This window comes from Chitinophagales bacterium (assembly GCA_019694975.1).
Classification (GTDB): domain Bacteria; phylum Bacteroidota; class Bacteroidia; order Chitinophagales; family UBA10324; genus JACCZZ01.
The window spans coordinates 212998-232626 of sequence record JAIBAY010000001.1; the positions used below are offsets into that span (position 1 = coordinate 212998).

Here is a 19629-nt window from a genome sequence, read left to right on the forward strand (position 1 = left end):
GAATAGAAGAACCATGCACGCAAAGTGCAGCCAGAACATATTACACCAATATTGGAACTTAAATGAATGATAAACTAACAGACGCATTACTACAATGAACAAAACATTAATTTATTTTTTACTCCTGCTGATGCTGTCTGCCGCCGTTTATTTTCTGGTTATCAGGAAAAGTTCGTCCACGCTGAATGAGAAAGAAAAGTCATTCGCGGTGGAGGATACTGCTGCCATTTACAAAATATTCATCGCCGACATGACAGGCAAGAAAGTGGTACTCCTGCGCACCGGCAATGGCTGGACGGTGAATGACCGTTTTGAAGTGAGAGCTGATTACATGAAATCATTATTGGCGACCATAAAAAAACTGAATGTAAGTTATCCTGTGCCGGAAGCCGCGGAAAAAACCGTGATTACCGCCCTTGCCAGCAGTAACAAGAAGGTAGAAATTTATGACAGGGAAGGCACGATGATAAAGTCCTATTTCGTTGGCGGAGGAACGCTGGATTCTGAAGGCACTTACTTCTTAATGAACGGATCACAAAATCCTTATGTAGTGTCTGTACCTGCCTTTGAAGGTGTACTGGACACCCGTTATGTTACCGATGAACAGGTGATCCGCAGCACAGCATTGTTTCGTCTCAGCAGCAATGAGATCAACATGATTACTGTAGACTACGCCGGTCAGCCCGACAGTTCGTTTACCATTAAAGTACTTGGCGCCGACTCGTTCGAAATCAGCAATAACAACAAGGGCACACTCACCACCGGCAATTTTAATAAGGAGAAAGTCCATAACTATTTAGCATTGTATGCTTCCGTCTATTGCGAGAGTTACGTGAATGATCTCCCGAAAAAGGATTCCATCCTGCAAACACCTTCTTTCTGTTCGATCGCTGTTACCGACAGGCGCCGGCAAACACAAACCGTTACGTGTTACCACATGCCACGCAATTCAACAAGCGAACAATTTGATGCGAAAGGCAATGAACTCCTCTACGATGCAGATCGCTTCTTTGCAACCGTTCACAACGACAAAGATTTTGTGATACTTCAACGTTTTCATTTCGGCAGGTTGTTAAAAAGTTTTGCATATTTCAGTTCCAAATCTTCGAGCACCCAAAGATGAATGCACTGATTGATCAGTTTGGCGACACCGATGTTTTATATGTACTGTTTGGCATTATAGTCCTCCTTTTTCTATTGCTTGACATCGGTCTGTTACAGCGTTCCGATAAGCCGATGACCGTCAGAAGTGCCTTGCTGCAGACAGGAGGATGGGTAAGCACCGCCCTGGCCTATGGTTACCTGGTGTATTATTATCATGGCACAGAGAAAGGCTTACAATATATCTCCGCTTATCTCATGGAATATTCGCTGTCGGCCGACAATCTCTTTGTTTTCATTCTTATACTTTCTTATTTCAGGATCTCAGAAAAGTATTATCACAAGGTGTTGTTTTATGGAATTATCGGCGCCGTGATTTTCCGTGTTATTTTTATTTTTCTCGGCATCCTGATCGTGGAACAATTTCACTGGGTGCTGTACTTCTTTGGCGCCATACTCGTTTACACTGGTGCGCACATGCTTTTGTCCGGTGGCGAGAATGAGTTTAACCCTGAAAAAAACATTGTGTATAAGCTGATGCGACGTTACTTCCGCTTGATTGATACAGAAGGCGACGGACATTTCAGGGTACAGAAAAACGGCAAGACTTATTATACCATGCTTTTCCTGGTGATCATGATCATTGCTTCCACCGACCTCGTATTTGCACTGGATTCTATTCCCGCCGTCTTCGCCATCTCGCAAGACAGGCTCGTTATCATCACTTCCAATATTTTCGCTGTCATGGGTCTTCGTGCCATGTTTTTCCTGCTAAAAAATATGGCAGATAAGTTTGATTACCTGCAGGAAGGCATTTCGTTGGTACTGATATTCATCGGTTTGAAAATGCTGCTCGAAATATTTCATATCACTGTGCCTACACACTGGTCGCTGGCAGTTATCGGCACCATCCTGGGCATAGCGGTGATGGTTTCCATATTCGTGGATAAGCCGGTGCGCACTGTTAAAGAAGAAAAAAATGATGGCGGATGATTTGGCTGCCAGCCCTGACGGATAATCCACTTCAGCACTTTCACCGGTAAAGATTCATAAGAGTTCATCTCAATTATCAGTTCTCAATACTGGAAAGTGTTGGCAGGTATTCCGGACAAACATTGCTCATTGGCGTCTTATTGCTTCCGTAAGAAGTTTCAGTTGCATGGCTGTTATAACCTGCTTACTTCTATCGCCGCCTCCATCCTGATGCCCCGTTCGGTCTTCACCAGGGTGCAGGCTTCAATAGAAGGATCATGCTCAAAAAAAAGCACATAATTATTTTCCACTGCTGTATTCAGCAACGACTCCTTCTCCTGCAATGAAATAAGCGGCCGTATATCATATGCCATAACATAGGCAACCGGAATATGTCCTGCAGAGGGAATCAGGTCAGCCATATAAGCAATAGTCTTGCTTCTGTATTGAATGAGCGGAAGCATCATCGCTTCCGTATGGCCGTACACAAATTTTGTTTTGAACCCCGGAAATAATTCCTCTCCATCCGCCAGCATCTTCAGTTGCCCGCTTTCCTTTATTGGCAGGATATTTTCCTTGAGGAAAGAAGCCTTCTCCCGCTGATTAGGCATGGTGGCAGCCTGCCAGTGCTGCTCGCAGGAATAATAGGTTGCATTCCTGAAGGCAGGCACTGCCCTCATCTCTGAATCATAGTTGATTGCGCCGCCACAATGATCAAAGTGCAGATGTGTAAGAAAGACATCCGTAATATCATCCGGTAAAAATCCGTGGCTGTGAAGTGATGACAACAGGTTTTTATCACCATGCGGCTGATAATGAGAGAAGAATTTTTCGCTTTGCTTGTTGCCAAGGCCGCAATCTATCAGCACCAGCCTGTTTCCTTCTTCTGCCAGCAGGCAGCGCATGGCCCAGGTACAGAGATTCTGATCGTCGGCAGGATTGATGCGATTCCAGATTGATTTGGGTACCACGCCAAACATGGCACCGCCATCAAGCTTAAAATAACCGGTATCAATAGAGTATAATTGCATGGCAACTGAAGGTTGATTGCTGATGTAACATTGAGTGCGTCAGCAATTAAGAAATGAGGAAATTCATCATGAAACACAAAGGGCTATGTATGCTACCATAACGGCCATTAGCCTGCAACAAGAAGCTTCATTTCAAAAGTTTCCTTTTCAATAATATCATCTGAACGGCAGTAACGGCTGCTTCCGTTCCTTTATTACCATGCCTGCCACCGGCACGATCGAGTGCCTGCTGAAGGTCGTTGGTGGTGAGTACTCCGAAGATTACCGGCGTGGAATAACGAATGTTCAGCTCCATTATTCCGTTCGCCACTGCATCACAGATAAATTCAAAATGCCGGGTTTCCCCTTGTATCACGCAACCGAGGCAGATAATTGCTTCCATTCTTTTGGATTCAATCAGCCACTTTGCGGCAGCCGCTAATTCAAAACTTCCTGGCACATCCAGCCGTAACAGGTTCTTTTTTTTTACCGATAAATCCACAAGTGTCTTCCTGCATTCCCGGTACAAGGCCTCTGTAATCTCTGTGTTCCACGATGAAACGATCACACCGATTTTTGCCGTGGATAATTCCGGTTTTTCGGTGAGGCGATAATCAGAAAGGTTTTTTATGACAGATGACATATACTGAAACAGGTATGAATAAAAAGTTTAGCAGTCTTGATTTCTTCTCCGAGCCATGAAAAGGAATTTCAATACCGGAAGCGTGACAAAGGTACAGATGAAATCCGTCTTTCAGGATCAATGGCGCTACCCTTGCTTCCGTACAAACCTGATCCCAAAATACGGATCACCAAATTTTTGCCACAGGTTTACCCACAGTAATACAAAAGATTCCATGTACCGTGACGATTGAATTCCGCCGAGATCAATCACGTGCTGCCAGCCAAAATCTTTCAGCAGCTGCAAAACTTTTGCCTTTGCGCCTTCATCATTGCCGCAAAGCAACATGTCAATATCACCATGCACAAGGCCCGGATTCACCATCACTTCGGCAGTGACAATATTGAGTGTTTTAACTACGTTCGCTTCCGGCACAGTGCGTTGCACCAGTTCGCCCAGTGAATCCGTATTGCCAATAAACAGGCTCGGTGGCATGCCCGCGGAAAAATCCAATGGGTTGGTAATATCAATCACGGTCTTACCGGTGAAGTTACTGATGCCGGCCATCTTAATAGCCTCCACGGTGGCTGCACCATTCAGGCACAGCACGAGCAGGTCGCCAAAGCGTGCCGATTCCTCAAATGTACCTGTCGAAGCATTTGATCCATTATTGTTTGCCCATACAACGGCTTTTTCATGTGCTGCATTGCGGGATCCCATTTTTACGGTATGCCCCAGTTGAATGAGTTTGGTGCCTATGGCATTTCCCACTGAACCGGTACCGAGTATTCCAATATTCATAGTATGGTAAGTTTAAGAGTTACGGAAAAAATTGATTGAGGAGTTTTGATTGATTCATCATTTCATCAAAAATACATGGAAAAGGATGTAAAAAAAATCAGCCGGTGTATAAACATCAGCTAGAATGTTTCATCATGACTGAGCCTGTCAATTTGTATTTACACGAACCAACAACACCGAATCATCTTTTCCTTTATCTTTAGCTTCGTCAAATAGAAATGCCTTGGTTAAATGAAGGGAAAAGGAAAGTGTTGCTGAAAGGTCAGCTCAGCAATTTACATTCAGATGCACATCCTGTTCAAACCATAAATTTTTTTAATACACTGACCTGCGCTTCACAAACAACCGTGAAATTAATCTTTGAAGCATCAACATGACAATGCTCATATTTTTAGTCAACCCAATCAAATAGTTTTGGTGATCCTGTGTAACTGATTTGCACGGCACTCTTTTCTCAACCAATAACAAACCCCCCAGTCAATGAAAACGAATTTTATGTCTGCTGCACAGCTTGCAAAGTGTGTAAGTCCATCAAAAAATTTGCGTTTTTACATGGCAACACTCATCTTGTTGATTACCGGATCAATTTCCATGGCGCAGCAACAGGCCAATAACAACCTCCAGCCAAAGTCGCTTGCTCCCGACAATTTTTATTCGATACAGGAAAATTTTTACAGTCAATTCGGAAAACCTGACCCTGCACAATTACAATCTGAAAATGAGGCCGAAGACAGCCAGGACAAAAGCTTCTACAACCAGTTTAAACGCTGGGAATACCTGATGGAAGCGAGGACCTTCCCGAGTGGAAATCTTCCTGACCCTTCCATTGCAATGAAAGAGTATGACAGTTACAAAGCCGCACATCCTGAATCATTCGGTACACGGTCGGCCAACTGGACACCAGTCGGTGCTGCCGTAGTTCCCGGAAATGGCGGCGGTGTGGGTAGGATCAATGTTATAAGGTTTGATCCAAACAATTCAAACACCATGTACATCGGTGCTGCAGGCGGCGGTGTCTGGAAATCAGTTGACGGTGGCGCCAGTTGGAGTGATATTACTTCTTCCATTCCCGTAACCAGTATTGCCGACATTGCCGTAGACCCGGGCAATTCAAATATTATATACATTGCAACAGGTGATGGGTATGGCTATGAAGCAACCTGGCAATCAGACAACGATTTCTGGGGCGGTGTGTATTCTTCAGGTGTGCTGAAATCCACTGATGGTGGACAGACCTGGTCAACTACCGGATTATCCTATACACAAAATATTAAAGAGATAGTGCAGCGGCTGGTGATCAGCCCTTCCAATTCTTCGCTGTTGCTGGCAGCTACCAGATCAGGTATCTATCGTACCAGCGATGCCGGTGTGAGCTGGACATTGGTAAATGCGAACCATTGCTACGACATTGAATTTAATACGGCTGACCCGAATACAATTTATGCAGGCGGCAACCAGGATCTGCTGAAATCAGTCAATGGCGGACAAACCTGGACCGTGATGAAAGATAATTTATGCGGAACAGGCAGAATTTCCATCGAAACAAGTGCTGCCAATTCACAGGTGATCTATGCGCTGTGTGAATCAGGCACACTTTCTAAAAGTACAGATGGCGGTGCAACATGGACTACAAAAGCTTCTCCAAGCGGAGCTGCGAGCTTCTATGGATACTATGATCTGATCCTGGAGTGTTCAGATGCTAATGCTGATGTCTTGCTGGCAGGTGGTTTATATGTTGCGAAGTCAACTAATGGCGGCACGTCCTGGCAAACCATTTCATCATGGTCACCTTATACTGCATCCAACTATGTGCATGCAGACAACCATGAGCTTGAATTTCTTCCCGGCAGCACACAAACCATTTTTTCGGGCAATGATGGCGGCATATTCAAATCCACTAACCAGGGCACTTCCTGGACTGATCTGAGTGCCGGTCTGCGCATAGCGCAGATCTACCGCCTTTCCACTTCGGCCACTGATCCATCGATCGTGTATTCAGGATGGCAGGATAACGGAAGCAACCGCTGGAACGGTACCAGTTATACGCAGGTGTATGGTGCAGATGGAATGGAAGCTTTGGTAGATTACACCAATGCAAACATTGTTTTTATTGAAACACAATATGGCAGCATTTATAAATCCACCAATGGCGGCGCTTCATTCTCCTATGTAGCGCCCAGCTCAGGTGCCTGGCTGACACAATACATCATGGATCCTGTAGATCATAATAAAATGTATGCCGGCTATTCATCATTATACAGATCAACCAACAATGGCAGCAGCTGGTCGGTTTTTGGAAGCAACATCTATGGCGGAAACACCTGCACAGCAATCGCCGTTGCGCCTTCCAACACCAATTACATTTATACCAGTTCGCTTGGCCTGATGAAGAAAACAACGAATGGTGCATCCCCGTTTTCCGATATCACCGCCGGTCTGCCTGTAGCCTCTGCAGGCATCAACTACATCGCCGTCAGTAATACGGATCCAAATAATCTGTGGGTGGTATTCAGCGGTTATTCTGCAGGCAACAAAGTATTTCATTCTGCCAACGGCGGAAGCACATGGAGCAATGTTTCCGGCACTTTGCCGAACATTCCCGTCAATACTATCGTGTATGAAAACGGAAGTCCCAACCGCGTTTACATCGGCACGGATATAGGTGTTTACTACCGTGATGATAATACATCCGACTGGGTATTTTACAATGACGGGCTTCCCAATGTGATGGTGCATGAACTGGAAATCAATTATACATCTGATAAACTGGTAGCAGCTACTTACGGAAGAGGAATTTATGAAGCAGATCTTGCAGGCAGCTCGCCCACACTAACCATTGCCACCACACCTTTTACATCATCTTCGTTTTGTCCGGGTCAAAACATCAGTGTTGCTTATACCACCAGCGGCGCTTTTACATCCGGCAATGTGTTTACGGCGCAGCTTTCTGATGCCAATGGCATTTTCAATGCACCCACCAATATCGGATCATTAAATGCAACAACGTCAGGTAACATCAGTGCGGTAATTCCTGCCACTGCAACGGGTTCCGCTTACAGAATAAGGGTGGTGGGGTCAAACCCTGCCACAACAGGTACTGATAACGGATCAGATCTGGCGATCACGTGTCCCGCGCCTACCAGCCTCTCGGCGAGCAACATCACCTCCAGCAGCGCTTCATTGAACTGGTTGCCTCCCTCCTGTGCTTCCAAATTTCAGCTGCTGTATAAGGTGAGCACTGCATCTGCCTGGACTAAAGTGCTGGTAACAGGCTCAACTTATCCGTTAAGCGGATTAAGTGCGAGTACAAAATACAAGTGGAAAATAAGGACACAGTGTGTAGCGACAGCTCCGAAGGTATTTTCATCTTATTCGCCGGTTGCAACATTCACAACGGCGGCGCTAAAATCAGGTGGCGATGCCATAACAGCTGCAGACGGGCTGGAAGTATTTCCTAATCCGCTGAACCACTCCGCTACGATTCAACTGCAATTAGAACAATCTTCCCGCATAGAGCTTAACCTGCTCGATGTACATGGAAAAGTGGTAAGGAAGTTATACGAGGGAATGGCAGATGCCGGCACGCTGCAGATCGATTTGCAGCGTGATCAGCTCGCGTCCGGAATTTACCTGTTGCAGCTGATGTCGGATGAAGGTATCGTGACCAGGAAACTAGTAATAGAATAAACAGCTTGTATCAGGAAAGAGGCTGTCTCAAAACTAAGATTTGAGGCAGCCTCTTTTTTTATTTTCTGGCGAGAAAGATCAGGTGGAATATTAATTGAAGGCTGATTGCTACGGCCGCTCATCCGGATAAGTCACCAATGCTATTTTATCTCCTGTCGGATTTACGACGATGCGATAAAATTTTTCCACTGCTGTACCTTCCAACTCAGCAATGGATAACCAATCCTTATCGGTGCCCGGCAGATATTTATACAACACGCCCTCCGAGCCCATCAAAAAAGTACCATCAGGCATTAATCCAAAATCTTCTGCACCCGGCAAAGCGGCCACAATCTCTGATGACTTGCCGGTTTTCAGATCATAAAAATTAATGGTGGTGGAAGTGGAATCTTCATCAAACTGCACATAATAAAATCCGGTAGAAGTTTTTCCCGGCATACGCACCAGGCAACGGCCTATTCTTTCTCCTACTTTTTTTATCACACCTGTTTTATAATAACCCAATTGCAATGTCTGCGGCTCACCCAGCACAAACATGGCCACCACGTCGCTATTTGCCCAGCAATAGTATCCCACCGGATTCAGCCCAGCAAAAATGGGAACATACTCATCATGCGCCATTGCTTTGGTAAATAACTGCGTGCTGTCGTCTTCCAGCACACGTACGCAGGATATTCCGCTCTTATCCGGCATCAGCATGGGTGAATATTCCGCTGTATTAGGTGTATGCGTTATCTGCGATGTCTTGGCGAACTGATAAGTGTATTTATAGATATCGGCTTTCGTGCTGTCGCGGATAGAAGTATAAAGCAACCCTGTGCCATCCGGGAGAAAGTAAGGTTGATTGTCATAACCCTTCCAGGGCGTTATTTTCTCAGGTTCACCAACAAGGTATTTTCCTTTTTCATTTTTGGAAATACTGAGTAAATAAATATCTGTAGCCGGCAAATTACCCTGGGCAATGGCAGTCGCTGCACTTGAAACACACCATATAAAAGCAAAAAAAAACGGAAGGACCCTGTTCATACGCTGTTGAGTTTGTTGATCAGACTTATTCAGGGCTCTAAATTAAGAAGGGAATTGGTATTTTGCGTTAACGCACCGTTTGTGACCGGTGCAAGTGAACAACACATTCCATCATGCATTTTTTTGTTTTGCTTCCGACAGATATTTTTTCACAACAATTGCATCCTCACTAGTCCATGCTTCCCCGTATCACCTCTTATCACGAATACAAAAATGCTTACGACCAAAGCCTGAGCGACCCGGATGGTTTCTGGACTTCAGTGGCTGAATGTTTTCACTGGAAAGAAAAATGGAACAAAGTTCACTCGGGCGGATTTGAAAACGTGGATTACAAATGGTTTGAAGGAGGCAGACTGAACCTGTCTGAAAACTGTTTGGATGTGCACCTTGCATCTGATGGTGATAAAGTCGCTATACTTTGGGAACCCAATCATCCCGATGCGAAGGCAAGGGCTATCACCTATCGTGAACTCCATGCATCGGTTTGCCGGTTTGCCAACGTGCTGCGGCAACTGGGTATTGAGAAAGGCGATGTGGTATGCCTCTATCTTCCCATGATTCCTGAATTAACTATTGCCATGCTTGCCTGTGCAAGAGTTGGGGCTGTTCATTCCATCGTTTTTGGTGGTTTTTCGTCTGCATCATTGTCAGGAAGAATACTGGATGCTGCCTGCAAATTGCTGGTCACGGCAGATGGCTTTTACCGTGGAGATAAACCGGTTTACCTGAAACAAATGGCTGACGATGCATTAAAGGATACACCATCTGTCAAAAATGTAATCGTCTGTAAGCATGCTGATTTTGACATAACCGTGATCAATGGCCGTGATCTGTTTTGGGATCAGCTTATGCAGCAGGCAAGTGGTCATCACACTGCAGAAGTGATGGAAGCGGAAGATCCGTTATTCATATTATATACATCCGGCTCCACCGGTAAACCCAAAGGAGTTGTGCATACCACTGCAGGCTACATGGTATACGTCGGCTTCACATTTCTCAATATTTTTCAATACGAAAACAATGACGTCTTCTGGTGTACAGCCGACATCGGCTGGATTACGGGACACAGTTACGTTGTTTATGGTCCTTTGCTGAATGGCGCCACCACGGTTATGTATGAAGGCATTCCCGCTTTTCCTGATTGGAGCAGGTGGTGGCAGATCATTGACAAGTATGGCGTGAATATATTTTATACAGCTCCCACAGCCATCCGGTCATTTGAAGCACAGGGCACTGATCATCTCCGTGCAGCAAACCTCAGCTCATTAAGAATATTAGGCTCCGTTGGCGAACCCATCAATGAAGAAGCATGGGAATGGTATCATAAAAATATAGGTCGCGAACGGTGCCCTATAGTAGATACATGGTGGCAGACGGAAACCGGCGGGATCCTGATTTCTCCGATTGCCGGCATCACGCCATCCAAACCATCCTTTGCAACGTTGCCGTTCCCCGGTATAGAACCTGTAATTGTTGATGCCAATGGCAGCCTGCTGCATGATGCGGTTGCAGAAGGTAATCTATGCATCCGCCGCTCATGGCCTGCTCAGGCACGCACTGTTTACAAAGATCATGAACGGTTCAGGCAAACTTATTTTACCGCGTATCCCGGAATGTATTTTACCGGTGATGGCTGCCGCAGAGATGCCAACGGCCTATACCGTATCACCGGCCGTGTGGATGATGTGATCAAAGTCAGCGGGCATCGTATTGGCACGGCCGAAGTGGAGAATGCCATCAATGAGCATCCGGAAGTAGTAGAGAGCGCAGTCGTACCTGTTCCGCATGACATAAAAGGTGAAGCAATTGTTGCCTTCGTTATCTGCCGTAAAATGCAGACTGGAGAGCAAAGCCTGATGAAAGAGATCGTGCAGACTGTCTCCAATATCGTCGGGCCGATTGCCAAACCGGAGAAGGTCTATATAGTATCCGGCCTGCCTAAAACCCGCAGTGGAAAAATAATGCGGCGCATACTCCGGAAAATCGCGGAAGGATTTCCGGAACAGGCGGGTGATATTTCCACCCTGCTGAACCCGGAAGTGGTGGAGGAGATAAAGTATAAAGTAAGGCAGGTTAGTCCATAATTGGCTGAGTATAGCACCAGGTCTTTCATTAATAATAAAAGTTACATCATACAGATTCCCGCCTATATTCAATATGTAGCTTGTTAACTGATTTTCATAAATTTATCTGCAATTTCAAAAGTTTTAATAAATTTGATTTCCCAAACAATTCATCTCTAACCTGTTTCTCATGAAAAATTTCTTCGCAATTGTTGTTGCCATTGCTTTCACTGCAGTTTCCTGCACGAAAGAATATACGAATCCAACGCCTGTTGTTGTTGATAATACCAATAATAACACCGGTGGTACGGGTGGAACAGGCGGTACGGGCGGTACCGGCGGTGGTACGGGTGGAGGCACAGGCATCTCTGCTGTTCCTTCTACCTTTTCACAAAAAGCTTTGGTGGAAGAATTCACCGGCACGTGGTGCGGCTATTGCCCTGATGGTGCTTTAATTCTCGATGACCTGATTCTTCACAATCCAGGTAAAGTCATCGGAGCTTCTGTTCACGAAGGTGATCCGATGGAAAATACTGTATTCGCAACGCTTGATGGTAACTTAGGAGGGGTAACCGGTTTCCCCAGCGGCCTGGTGAATCGTCAGCCTTTTAGCGGACAACTGATGATGGACCGAAATTATTGGGAAGGTGCAGCCAATATGATTCTTACTGGTGCTCCGGCCTGCGGGTTGGCCATCACTTCCTTTGTACAGTCGGGCAATCTTAATGTAACAGTTCATTGTGGTTTTAATACAACCTTATCCGGTGACTATCGCGTTACCATCTACCTCACAGAAAGTGCCGTGACAGGATATCCGCAGGCTAATTATTATGATGATGGTTCCTTAGATCCAAATTCACCACTGGTAGGACAAGGTGATCCGATTATTGGGTGGGAACATAACAATGTGGTTCGTACAGCTTTAACAGACAACCTCGGTGATGTTATTCCAGCAGCCAAAATGGTTCCAGCCGGAGAATATGTTATAACTAAAAGTGCAAGCATTACAGGATATAATGTAAACAACCTGAAAATTGTGGCATTCATTAACCTCGTTGGTACAGATCCTATGTCGCACAAAATCCTGAATGTACAGGAAGCAAAACCATTCCAGGTTAAGAACTGGGATTAAGACATACCTTGATTTTTTTAAAAAGGAAGCCGGTGCTTCCTTTTTTTATGCGCCTGCCCGTAAATCCTCCTGTCACGTTTTAAATTAAAGGCTATCTTTACACGCGCAAAGTTTAATATTCACCTGATGGTTTCCGATAAATACCGCGTTATGAATGGATCTTCACTTCCGGCAAAAATCATTCTTTTCGGCCTTTTGCTTTTCTCTTTCAGCAGTTGTTTTCAGTATCCTGAAGGTCCTTTTTTTACCCTGATGACGAAGGATGAACGGCTTGCCGGTAACTGGGATATCGATCAGGTGATAGATCCAAATGGCAACGATGTTACTGCTGAATACGCCGGACAGACCTTATATGTACAGGTGAACAGGGATTCAAAAAGTCTCAGTTATTTCAAAGATAATACCCTGTATTCCTTCGGCACCTATGCATTTGCCGACCATAGCGACGATTTTATTGTAATCTACACACTGTATAAAGGAACGGATCAGTCCAAAGAAATCAAGCAGATTTTCTTTACCATCCGCAAACTCAGTGATAAGTGGTTTACCTATATTGACAATGAAAATTATGAGTTTCACTGGAAGAAGAACTGAACATTTTATTTCTCCGTACCACTTATTTAATTCCTCTTGTTTCAACGATGCAGAACAGGAGACCCTCATGAACTGCGGAACTTGCTGATAGCACTGCAGACTTGCTGCCATTCCACCGAATGGCATGATGGTTTTATCTTGAAAAAAATAATAGTTCCATCATTCAACTCTTTCCTCTTTGAGGGTTAATTTTGACCCATAGCTCATTATTTTCATTCTTCATCTTAAAATATTCAATTACATGTCAGTCATCATTCAGATCAATGCCAGGCAAATCCTTGATTCAAGGGGCAACCCCACCGTAGAAGCAGAAGTAGTGACCGAAAGCGGTATCATGGGAAGAGCAGCCGTTCCATCAGGTGCTTCTACCGGAAAACATGAGGCTGTGGAATTACGCGACGGCGACAAGAAAGTTTATGGTGGCAAGGGTGTTTTCCAGGCAGTGAAAAATATCAATAAGATAATTGCGAAAGAGCTGATGGGTGTGAGTGTTTTTGAGCAGCAGATGATTGACAGGATCATGCTGGGTGCAGATGGCACTGATAACAAATCCAACCTCGGAGCTAACGCCATGCTCGCTGTTTCACTGGCTGCTGCCAACGCGGCTGCCAATGAATTAGGCATGCCGCTTTACAGATATGTAGGCGGCGTTAATGCCCGCACGCTTCCTGTTCCCATGATGAACATTCTGAATGGCGGTGCTCATGCAGATAATAAAATTGATTTCCAGGAATTCATGATCATGCCTTTCGGCGGGAGCAGCTTCAGCGAAGCATTGCGTATGGGTGTGGAAGTATTTCACCAGTTGAAGAGTGTTTTGAAGAAGAAAGGATATTCCACCAATGTTGGTGATGAAGGCGGCTTTGCTCCCAATATTCAATCGAATGAAGAAGCCATTGAAACCGTCCTGAAAGCCATTGAAGAAGCAGGTTACAGCCCGGGGAAAGATATCTGGATTGCCATGGATGCTGCCGTATCAGAGCTCTGGGATGCAAAAAAGAAAAAGTATGTGTTTCATAAATCCGATGGCAAAGCATTCAGCTCTGATGAGATGGTTGACTATTGGAAAAAATGGATTAAAAAATATCCTATCGCTTCACTTGAAGACGGATTGGCGGAAGATGACTGGGCAGGCTGGAAAAACCTGACGATGGCTGTTGGTGACAAAGTTCAGCTCGTAGGTGATGACCTGTTCGTAACCAATGTAAAACGGCTTCAGCAGGGAATTGATGAGAAAATAGCCAATTCCATTTTGGTTAAAGTAAATCAGATCGGAACACTTTCAGAAACCATCAATGCGGTAGACCTCGCGCACCGTAATGCCTATACCACTGTGATGAGTCACCGCTCCGGCGAAACAGAAGATACTACCATTGCAGACCTTGCCGTTGCATTGAATTGCGGTCAGATAAAAACCGGCTCTGCGTCCCGTTCAGACCGTATTGCCAAATACAATCAGTTGTTGCGCATTGAAGAACAATTGGGAGATGACGCTTACTTCCCGGGAAAAGATTTTAAATTCATATAACGGAGATCAGGCTGGTATTCACTGCCGTTGCAGTTTCACCAGGTTTGTTTTGAGTGACTGAAGGATAGCTTACGAGTTTATCCCGGTTACCCTTCAAAAAATCGCATGAGTTCCAAAGAATTAAAATACAATGCACGCGGTGTATCGGCTTCCAAGGAAGACGTATATGCTGCCATCTCCGGACTCGACAAAGGACTTTTCCCCAATGCTTTCTGTAAGATATTCCCGGATCATTTTTCCAACGATCCGCACTGGTGCAGCATTGTGCATGCAGATGGCGCCGGTACCAAATCATCGCTGGCCTACATCTACTGGAAGGAAACCGGTGATGCCTCCGTCTGGAGAGATATAGCGCAGGATTCCATCGTGATGAATACCGATGACCTGATTTGTGCAGGTGCTACCGGACCCTTTCTTTTTTCTTCCATTATCAACAGGAACAAACACCTGATACCGGCTGAAGTGCTCACCGAAATTATCGCGGGCACAGCGGCTTTCATGCAGCTCATGCAATCACATGGCATTGACATTCATTACATGGGCGGCGAAACCGCAGATCTGGGTGATATTGTCAAAACCGTCACGGTTGATTCAACCATCAGTTGCAGGATGCCGCGCGAAAAGGTGATTAAGAATGAAATTCCGGCCGGTGATGTCATCATCGGTCTTGCTTCATCAGGCAAAGCAACTTATGAATCCGTTTATAACAGCGGCATCGGCAGCAACGGGCTTACCGCTGCCCGTCATGATGTACTCAATCACGGTTATTATGCCAGGTATCCGGAAACCTATGACCATAACACGAAGGCAGATCTGATTTATTCAGGATCGAAAATGGTTACGGACCGATATGAAGAGGCACCATTGGATGTGGGGAAACTATTGCTCTCACCCACAAGAACCTATTTGCCGGTAGTGCATAAGATGCTGCAGAAATTTTCCGGTGAGATGCATGGAATTATTCATTGCAGTGGCGGCGGACAGCATAAGATAATGCACTACATTGACAAGTTGCATATCTTCAAAGACAACCTGTTTCCATTACCGCCTGTTTTTAGACTTATTCAACAGGAATCCGGCACACCCTGGCAGGACATGTACCGGGTATTTAATATGGGACACCGGCTGGAAATTTACACGGAAGAAAAAAATTCTGCTGCATTGATGGATATCGCCGCATCCTTTGATATTGAAGCGCGCATCATCGGATATTGTGAAGCCGCTGATGCAAAAAAGCTGACGATACAAACCGACTTCGGGCAATTTGAATATTGATTCCCGTCAGTGATTTCCGGAATGCATAGTTATCACCGGTGTTTTACTGGAAAACCGTTTGCAGTGTATTCATTAAACTTTCACCACGCAGGTTGGTGGCAATAACCTTTCCATCTTTATCCAGTAAGAAGCTTTGTGGAATTGAACGAACGCCATAAGATTCGCAAACAGCCGATTGCCATCCTTTCAGGTCACTAACGTGATAAGGCCACATGAGCTGATCCTTCTTTATGCCGGCAATCCATTTGTCTTTATCAGTATCCAATGAAACGCTGTATACCGTAAAACCCTTGCTCTTATAGGTTTCATATGCTTTCACCACGTTAGGGTTTTCTTTTCTGCAAGGCCCGCACCAGGAAGCCCAGAAGTCAAGCAATACAACCTTACCTCTCAGGGAAGAAAGTTTGATTATCTGGCCATTGAAATCCTGCAAAGCGATATCAGGCACTTCGCTGCCCTGCTGAAACACCGGGCCACTGCTTTGTTGCTTCAGCTGATTTTTTTGGTCATTCACCACCTTCATGTAGTCCTGAACGAATGGCAACTGTCCATTCTCAATGGTAAGCCGGTCAGCCAGTTTATCAATTGCTGCAGCATCACTATCATAATTAAGATTGCTTGCCGCGAATACACCAATAATCGGGTTCTTGACGGTATCAATGTAGGCTACAGCATATGTACGGAAATTACTGTCCGCCTTCATCACCTGAGCTTCATAAACCTTGCGGATTGAATCAGGCGTTTCGCTGTTGACGTGCTGATTGTAGTTATTCATGGCCGTGCCGAATGCTTCACCAAAAACCTTGGTATTCCTGATAAAGTCGCGCAACTGATCAGATGCAGGCGAACCCTTCACCTTATACGTGAAATTACTGATGTCTGCAGTGTCCGCGTTCACATCAACCGTTCCCGTTTTTTCATCGAGCACCAGGAAGATAGCACGTTGCTCACCGATGCGCAACTGATACAGGCCTGCATTCTTTACACTGGCCGTTAATGAGAACTTACCTTTCGCATCCACATTGGATGTATCAACTGCGTTTCTTGAGGAATAGGTCAGTTCTTCCAGGAATACTTTGGCATCTGCGGGCAGATTTTTTAATTCACCCTTCACGGTCATGCCTCCTTTTGACGTGGACTGGCAAGACAAGAATGAACCTGTAATCACCAGCAGTATCAATAATTGCTTTTTCATTTCCTTTGCTTTTATTTTAATTCAGTTTCCAGTATTAACAAATGCCTGACTATTTATGGCAGTCAATAAGTTTAAATTATATGAACAGCTCCTTTGATTCAACCCAAACAGGTTAATTGCTACAGCAGTATTCCTTCATCCATAAAACGCCACAGCAACATTTGATCACACGTCCGACAATGGGGCAACCGCAACGTTTATTTCAGCAGCCTTTTTAAAAACAAGCGCCAAAGATACAAAACGGAATAAAAGCACCGGCATCAGCTGCTAATCCTATTCCTTGAGCCATTACCGGATTTACAGATCCAATATTACCTCAGGGATACCTTTCTGATTTTGTCAGGTAGTAAATCCATTTGTCAACTGCCGGCAAAACAAAATCAATAGATACATTGACCTGCTACATACTAAACCTGAGCAGCGAAACACTCAGTGAAAGCGTCGGCGTATTTTGTTTAAAGATGGAAATGATATCCCTCGTTCCCAGGCTGATTTGCCATGCCTGCTCCGGTGTAAAACTGAATGAAATGCCTAAAGGAATATCGAAGTTTGCAATACCACCACCCATAAAACCGGTAGTGAGTTTCACTGCTTTCACAGGGTTAAAACTAACGAGTGCGGCAAGCTCTGTGTTTTGAATGCTGCCCGGGCTCTTATTGAGCGGCTGAATCAGATCAACGCCGATTTCCAGTTGCGACAGCGGCCTTAAAGCTCCACCGATACGCAACAGCGCAGGCAACGATTGGGTGATTTCAGATTCAGGTGTCCAGCTGAACAAGCCACCTGCATTCAACAGGTCGGCAATATCAGAGTAGATATCGGCCGAATTCACGCCTGCAAAATTGACAACACTGTCGAGGATACCGTCGTTGAGCGAAACCAGGTTTCCCTTCCATTTCATCGAACCCATATTGGTAACAGAGATACCGGCAAAAATTTTATCCTTGATGGAAACTGTTCCGCCAAAATCTACGGCATATCCTCTTCCAACAGGGTACAGGTTACCTTTGAGATCGATTTGCGGATTGGTGATGTTTGCAAAATCAATGTCAAAAACCGAAGAATATGCCGCAAACCCTTCCGCCACATTTTCACCGTAACTGATATCGGTGATCGCATTGCCCAGCAGGAAGTTGATACCGGCACCACCATATATTTTAATGCCTTCAAGTTCAAAAAGCATTCTCCCGTAACTGATATTAAAATTGCGCGTCCAGCTGAATTGCATGGAAGAGCCATCGAAATATTTTGAATAAGGCAGCAGCGTATCAGTAATGCCAATGAGGTACCCGCTTGCGTCATAGATGATGCTGTCGATATAGGAAGAATGAATACCATTGAAAACAAGATCAGCAAAGGCAGTATTCAGTACAGCATCACCCGACAGTTTTTCCTTCCATGTAAATGAAAAACCCCCGACCTTCGGTATCTGTATAGCAAATCCAACGGGCATCATTTCACTCTTGAATGAAAGACCGTCTTCGGCGAATGACTGTGCAATCGATTTTTTTTCCTCATCAGTAAGTTTCTTTCCTTCAATAATCGACTGAACAAGATCTGTTTTGGTTAAAGCCTCGGAAAAGACGACACCGGTGGCATCAAAGAATGCAAATGTCATTCGAGTCTCATCGCCGAAAATACCAAGGTTGGCGGGGTTAATGCCTGCTGCCTGGTAGTCGCGGAATAAAGTGGTGCCTGCACCAAACGTTCCGCCACCATAGCTGAGTAAATCCTGGCCGTAAGCAAACTGAAATGCTGTCAGGAATGAAAAGATCATTGTCAATTGCCTGGTCATGAGCGCTTGTAATTATATTGAGATGAAGTTAAGTTACCTCACTCAGATCCGGGAAATCTGTTTTCCACACATCTGCGGCCAAAATCCTGCATTCTTACTATTATACATATCAACCATTCAAAATTTATAACCGCTTCCACCGTCAGGGCACTATATTTCCCATTTCATTTACCGGTGTTTTATCTCGTATTCTTAATGAGAAAACAGGAATAGGATGAGACTTGCAAGGAAGTTGATTTCGATTCTTTCAGTACAAATAATAAGCATATACAAGCCATCAACACTACTCAGATGAGGCGTTCAGCAATGTTAAATGGAAATGTAAATTGCGGGTTGAAACAGAATTTATCCTATTTTTGCCCCGCTGTGAAAAACATCTGTTTAGCCATCCTCTTTGTTGGTTTTTTATCTATGCTGGCAGCGTGTGAGAAAAACACACCACCAGTAATTGTGCCGCCCCCGGTTCCGGAAGATACCGTTACATACGCTGGCACTTATGATGGATGGGTCAATAAGCACAGTGCAGGTGTGAACGCAATAGGAGTTTATAAAATTGATACCGCTTATGCCTACTCCGTTACCATATCAGATGAAGGAATCGGACTGATCAGCATTCATGGCAGTGATGCACCTTCGATCGCAGTGGATTCAAACGGCTACTTCAAGTTCAATGAATTTAACCATAATATTGAAGGCAACTTTATTCACGACAGTTTATACCTCTTCACAGAAGCCATCAGCGGTTCATATGATCCTCCGCAGTTTTATGACAATACACAAATGAACTTTGCAGGAAAGAAAGTGCAATGATCATTTATTAAAAGCGGT

15 protein-coding genes are annotated in these 19629 nt (G+C 44.8%); 9 read left to right on the top strand and 6 right to left on the bottom strand.

Features of this window, described 5'->3' with window-relative positions:
• The first annotated feature begins 94 nt into the window (after positions 1-94).
• Positions 95-1123 (top strand): DUF4340 domain-containing protein, encoded by a 1029-nt coding sequence (locus tag K1X61_00785; protein ID MBX7107157.1) that lies wholly within the window; start codon positions 95-97, stop codon positions 1121-1123.
• Positions 1120-2094: a TerC/Alx family metal homeostasis membrane protein gene (locus tag K1X61_00790; protein ID MBX7107158.1), complete on the top strand. Its 975-nt coding sequence runs from the start codon at positions 1120-1122 to the stop codon at positions 2092-2094. The genes K1X61_00785 and K1X61_00790 overlap by 4 nt, the downstream gene beginning before the upstream one ends.
• Before the next feature lie 173 nt (positions 2095-2267).
• Here the strand turns inward: K1X61_00790 and K1X61_00795 are convergent, their stop codons facing one another.
• From K1X61_00795 to K1X61_00805, 3 genes are all read right to left on the bottom strand, one after another.
• Positions 2268-3104, bottom strand: a complete 837-nt coding sequence (locus tag K1X61_00795) for an MBL fold metallo-hydrolase (GenBank protein ID MBX7107159.1) — start codon at positions 3102-3104, stop codon at positions 2268-2270.
• A 127-nt stretch (positions 3105-3231) separates the two neighbouring features.
• Positions 3232-3726, bottom strand: a complete 495-nt coding sequence (gene ribH, locus K1X61_00800; protein ID MBX7107160.1) for a 6,7-dimethyl-8-ribityllumazine synthase — start codon at positions 3724-3726, stop codon at positions 3232-3234.
• A gap of 126 nt (positions 3727-3852) precedes the next feature.
• Positions 3853-4506: an NAD(P)-binding domain-containing protein gene (locus tag K1X61_00805; protein MBX7107161.1), complete on the bottom strand. Its 654-nt coding sequence runs from the start codon at positions 4504-4506 to the stop codon at positions 3853-3855.
• A 552-nt stretch (positions 4507-5058) separates the two neighbouring features.
• On the opposite strand from K1X61_00805, the gene K1X61_00810 reads away from it, so the two are divergent.
• Positions 5059-8193, top strand: a complete 3135-nt coding sequence (locus K1X61_00810) for a T9SS type A sorting domain-containing protein (GenBank protein ID MBX7107162.1) — start codon at positions 5059-5061, stop codon at positions 8191-8193.
• 108 nt (positions 8194-8301) lie between these two features.
• Here the strand turns inward: K1X61_00810 and K1X61_00815 are convergent, their stop codons facing one another.
• Positions 8302-9219 carry a hypothetical protein gene (locus K1X61_00815; GenBank protein ID MBX7107163.1) on the bottom strand — a complete coding sequence of 306 codons (918 nt, stop codon included), beginning with the start codon at positions 9217-9219 and terminating at the stop codon, positions 8302-8304.
• A gap of 176 nt (positions 9220-9395) precedes the next feature.
• Here K1X61_00815 and acs point away from each other — a divergent pair, with 176 nt between their 5' ends.
• The 5 genes from acs to K1X61_00840 all read left to right on the top strand — a co-directional run bounded on the left by acs (position 9396) and on the right by K1X61_00840 (position 15811).
• Entirely contained in the window at positions 9396-11303 is a 1908-nt protein-coding gene (acs, locus tag K1X61_00820) for an acetate--CoA ligase (GenBank protein MBX7107164.1), read from the top strand.
• Positions 11304-11472: 169 nt separating this feature from the next.
• Positions 11473-12414 (top strand): Omp28-related outer membrane protein, encoded by a 942-nt coding sequence (locus K1X61_00825; protein MBX7107165.1) that lies wholly within the window; start codon positions 11473-11475, stop codon positions 12412-12414.
• A gap of 150 nt (positions 12415-12564) precedes the next feature.
• Positions 12565-13008 carry a hypothetical protein gene (locus K1X61_00830; protein MBX7107166.1) on the top strand — a complete coding sequence of 148 codons (444 nt, stop codon included), beginning with the start codon at positions 12565-12567 and terminating at the stop codon, positions 13006-13008.
• A gap of 241 nt (positions 13009-13249) precedes the next feature.
• Complete coding sequence (gene eno, locus K1X61_00835) at positions 13250-14536, top strand: phosphopyruvate hydratase (protein MBX7107167.1); 1287 nt, start codon at positions 13250-13252, stop codon at positions 14534-14536.
• Between the two features lie 105 nt (positions 14537-14641).
• On the top strand, positions 14642-15811 hold the full coding sequence (locus K1X61_00840; protein MBX7107168.1) for a phosphoribosylformylglycinamidine cyclo-ligase: 1170 nt from the start codon (positions 14642-14644) through the stop codon (positions 15809-15811).
• A gap of 43 nt (positions 15812-15854) precedes the next feature.
• Here K1X61_00840 and K1X61_00845 read toward each other — a convergent pair whose 3' ends face one another.
• Both K1X61_00845 and K1X61_00850 read right to left on the bottom strand, forming a co-directional pair.
• On the bottom strand, positions 15855-17006 hold the full coding sequence (locus K1X61_00845) for a redoxin family protein (GenBank protein ID MBX7107169.1): 1152 nt from the start codon (positions 17004-17006) through the stop codon (positions 15855-15857).
• A 400-nt stretch (positions 17007-17406) separates the two neighbouring features.
• A complete protein-coding gene (locus tag K1X61_00850; protein ID MBX7107170.1) occupies positions 17407-18801 on the bottom strand; it encodes a hypothetical protein in 1395 nt (464 codons plus the stop codon).
• Between the two features lie 333 nt (positions 18802-19134).
• Here K1X61_00850 and K1X61_00855 point away from each other — a divergent pair, with 333 nt between their 5' ends.
• Positions 19135-19611: a hypothetical protein gene (locus K1X61_00855; protein MBX7107171.1), complete on the top strand. Its 477-nt coding sequence runs from the start codon at positions 19135-19137 to the stop codon at positions 19609-19611.
• The last annotated feature ends 18 nt before the right edge of the window (positions 19612-19629 follow it).

What these genes read in the sequence shown, in the direction of transcription:
- K1X61_00795 (MBX7107159.1), bottom strand. Translation starts at nt 3,104, where the DNA reads ATGCAATTATACTCTATTGATACCGGTTATTTTAAGCTTGATGGCGGT.
- acs (MBX7107164.1), top strand. Translation starts at nt 9,396, where the DNA reads ATGCTTCCCCGTATCACCTCTTATCACGAATACAAAAATGCTTACGAC.
- K1X61_00815 (MBX7107163.1), bottom strand. Translation starts at nt 9,219, where the DNA reads ATGAACAGGGTCCTTCCGTTTTTTTTTGCTTTTATATGGTGTGTTTCA.
- K1X61_00805 (MBX7107161.1), bottom strand. Translation starts at nt 4,506, where the DNA reads ATGAATATTGGAATACTCGGTACCGGTTCAGTGGGAAATGCCATAGGC.
- K1X61_00790 (MBX7107158.1), top strand. Translation starts at nt 1,120, where the DNA reads ATGAATGCACTGATTGATCAGTTTGGCGACACCGATGTTTTATATGTA.
- ribH (MBX7107160.1), bottom strand. Translation starts at nt 3,726, where the DNA reads ATGTCATCTGTCATAAAAAACCTTTCTGATTATCGCCTCACCGAAAAA.
- K1X61_00830 (MBX7107166.1), top strand. Translation starts at nt 12,565, where the DNA reads ATGAATGGATCTTCACTTCCGGCAAAAATCATTCTTTTCGGCCTTTTG.
- K1X61_00825 (MBX7107165.1), top strand. Translation starts at nt 11,473, where the DNA reads ATGAAAAATTTCTTCGCAATTGTTGTTGCCATTGCTTTCACTGCAGTT.
- K1X61_00785 (MBX7107157.1), top strand. Translation starts at nt 95, where the DNA reads ATGAACAAAACATTAATTTATTTTTTACTCCTGCTGATGCTGTCTGCC.
- eno (MBX7107167.1), top strand. Translation starts at nt 13,250, where the DNA reads ATGTCAGTCATCATTCAGATCAATGCCAGGCAAATCCTTGATTCAAGG.
- K1X61_00845 (MBX7107169.1), bottom strand. Translation starts at nt 17,006, where the DNA reads ATGAAAAAGCAATTATTGATACTGCTGGTGATTACAGGTTCATTCTTG.
- K1X61_00840 (MBX7107168.1), top strand. Translation starts at nt 14,642, where the DNA reads ATGAGTTCCAAAGAATTAAAATACAATGCACGCGGTGTATCGGCTTCC.
- K1X61_00810 (MBX7107162.1), top strand. Translation starts at nt 5,059, where the DNA reads ATGGCAACACTCATCTTGTTGATTACCGGATCAATTTCCATGGCGCAG.
- K1X61_00850 (MBX7107170.1), bottom strand. Translation starts at nt 18,801, where the DNA reads ATGACCAGGCAATTGACAATGATCTTTTCATTCCTGACAGCATTTCAG.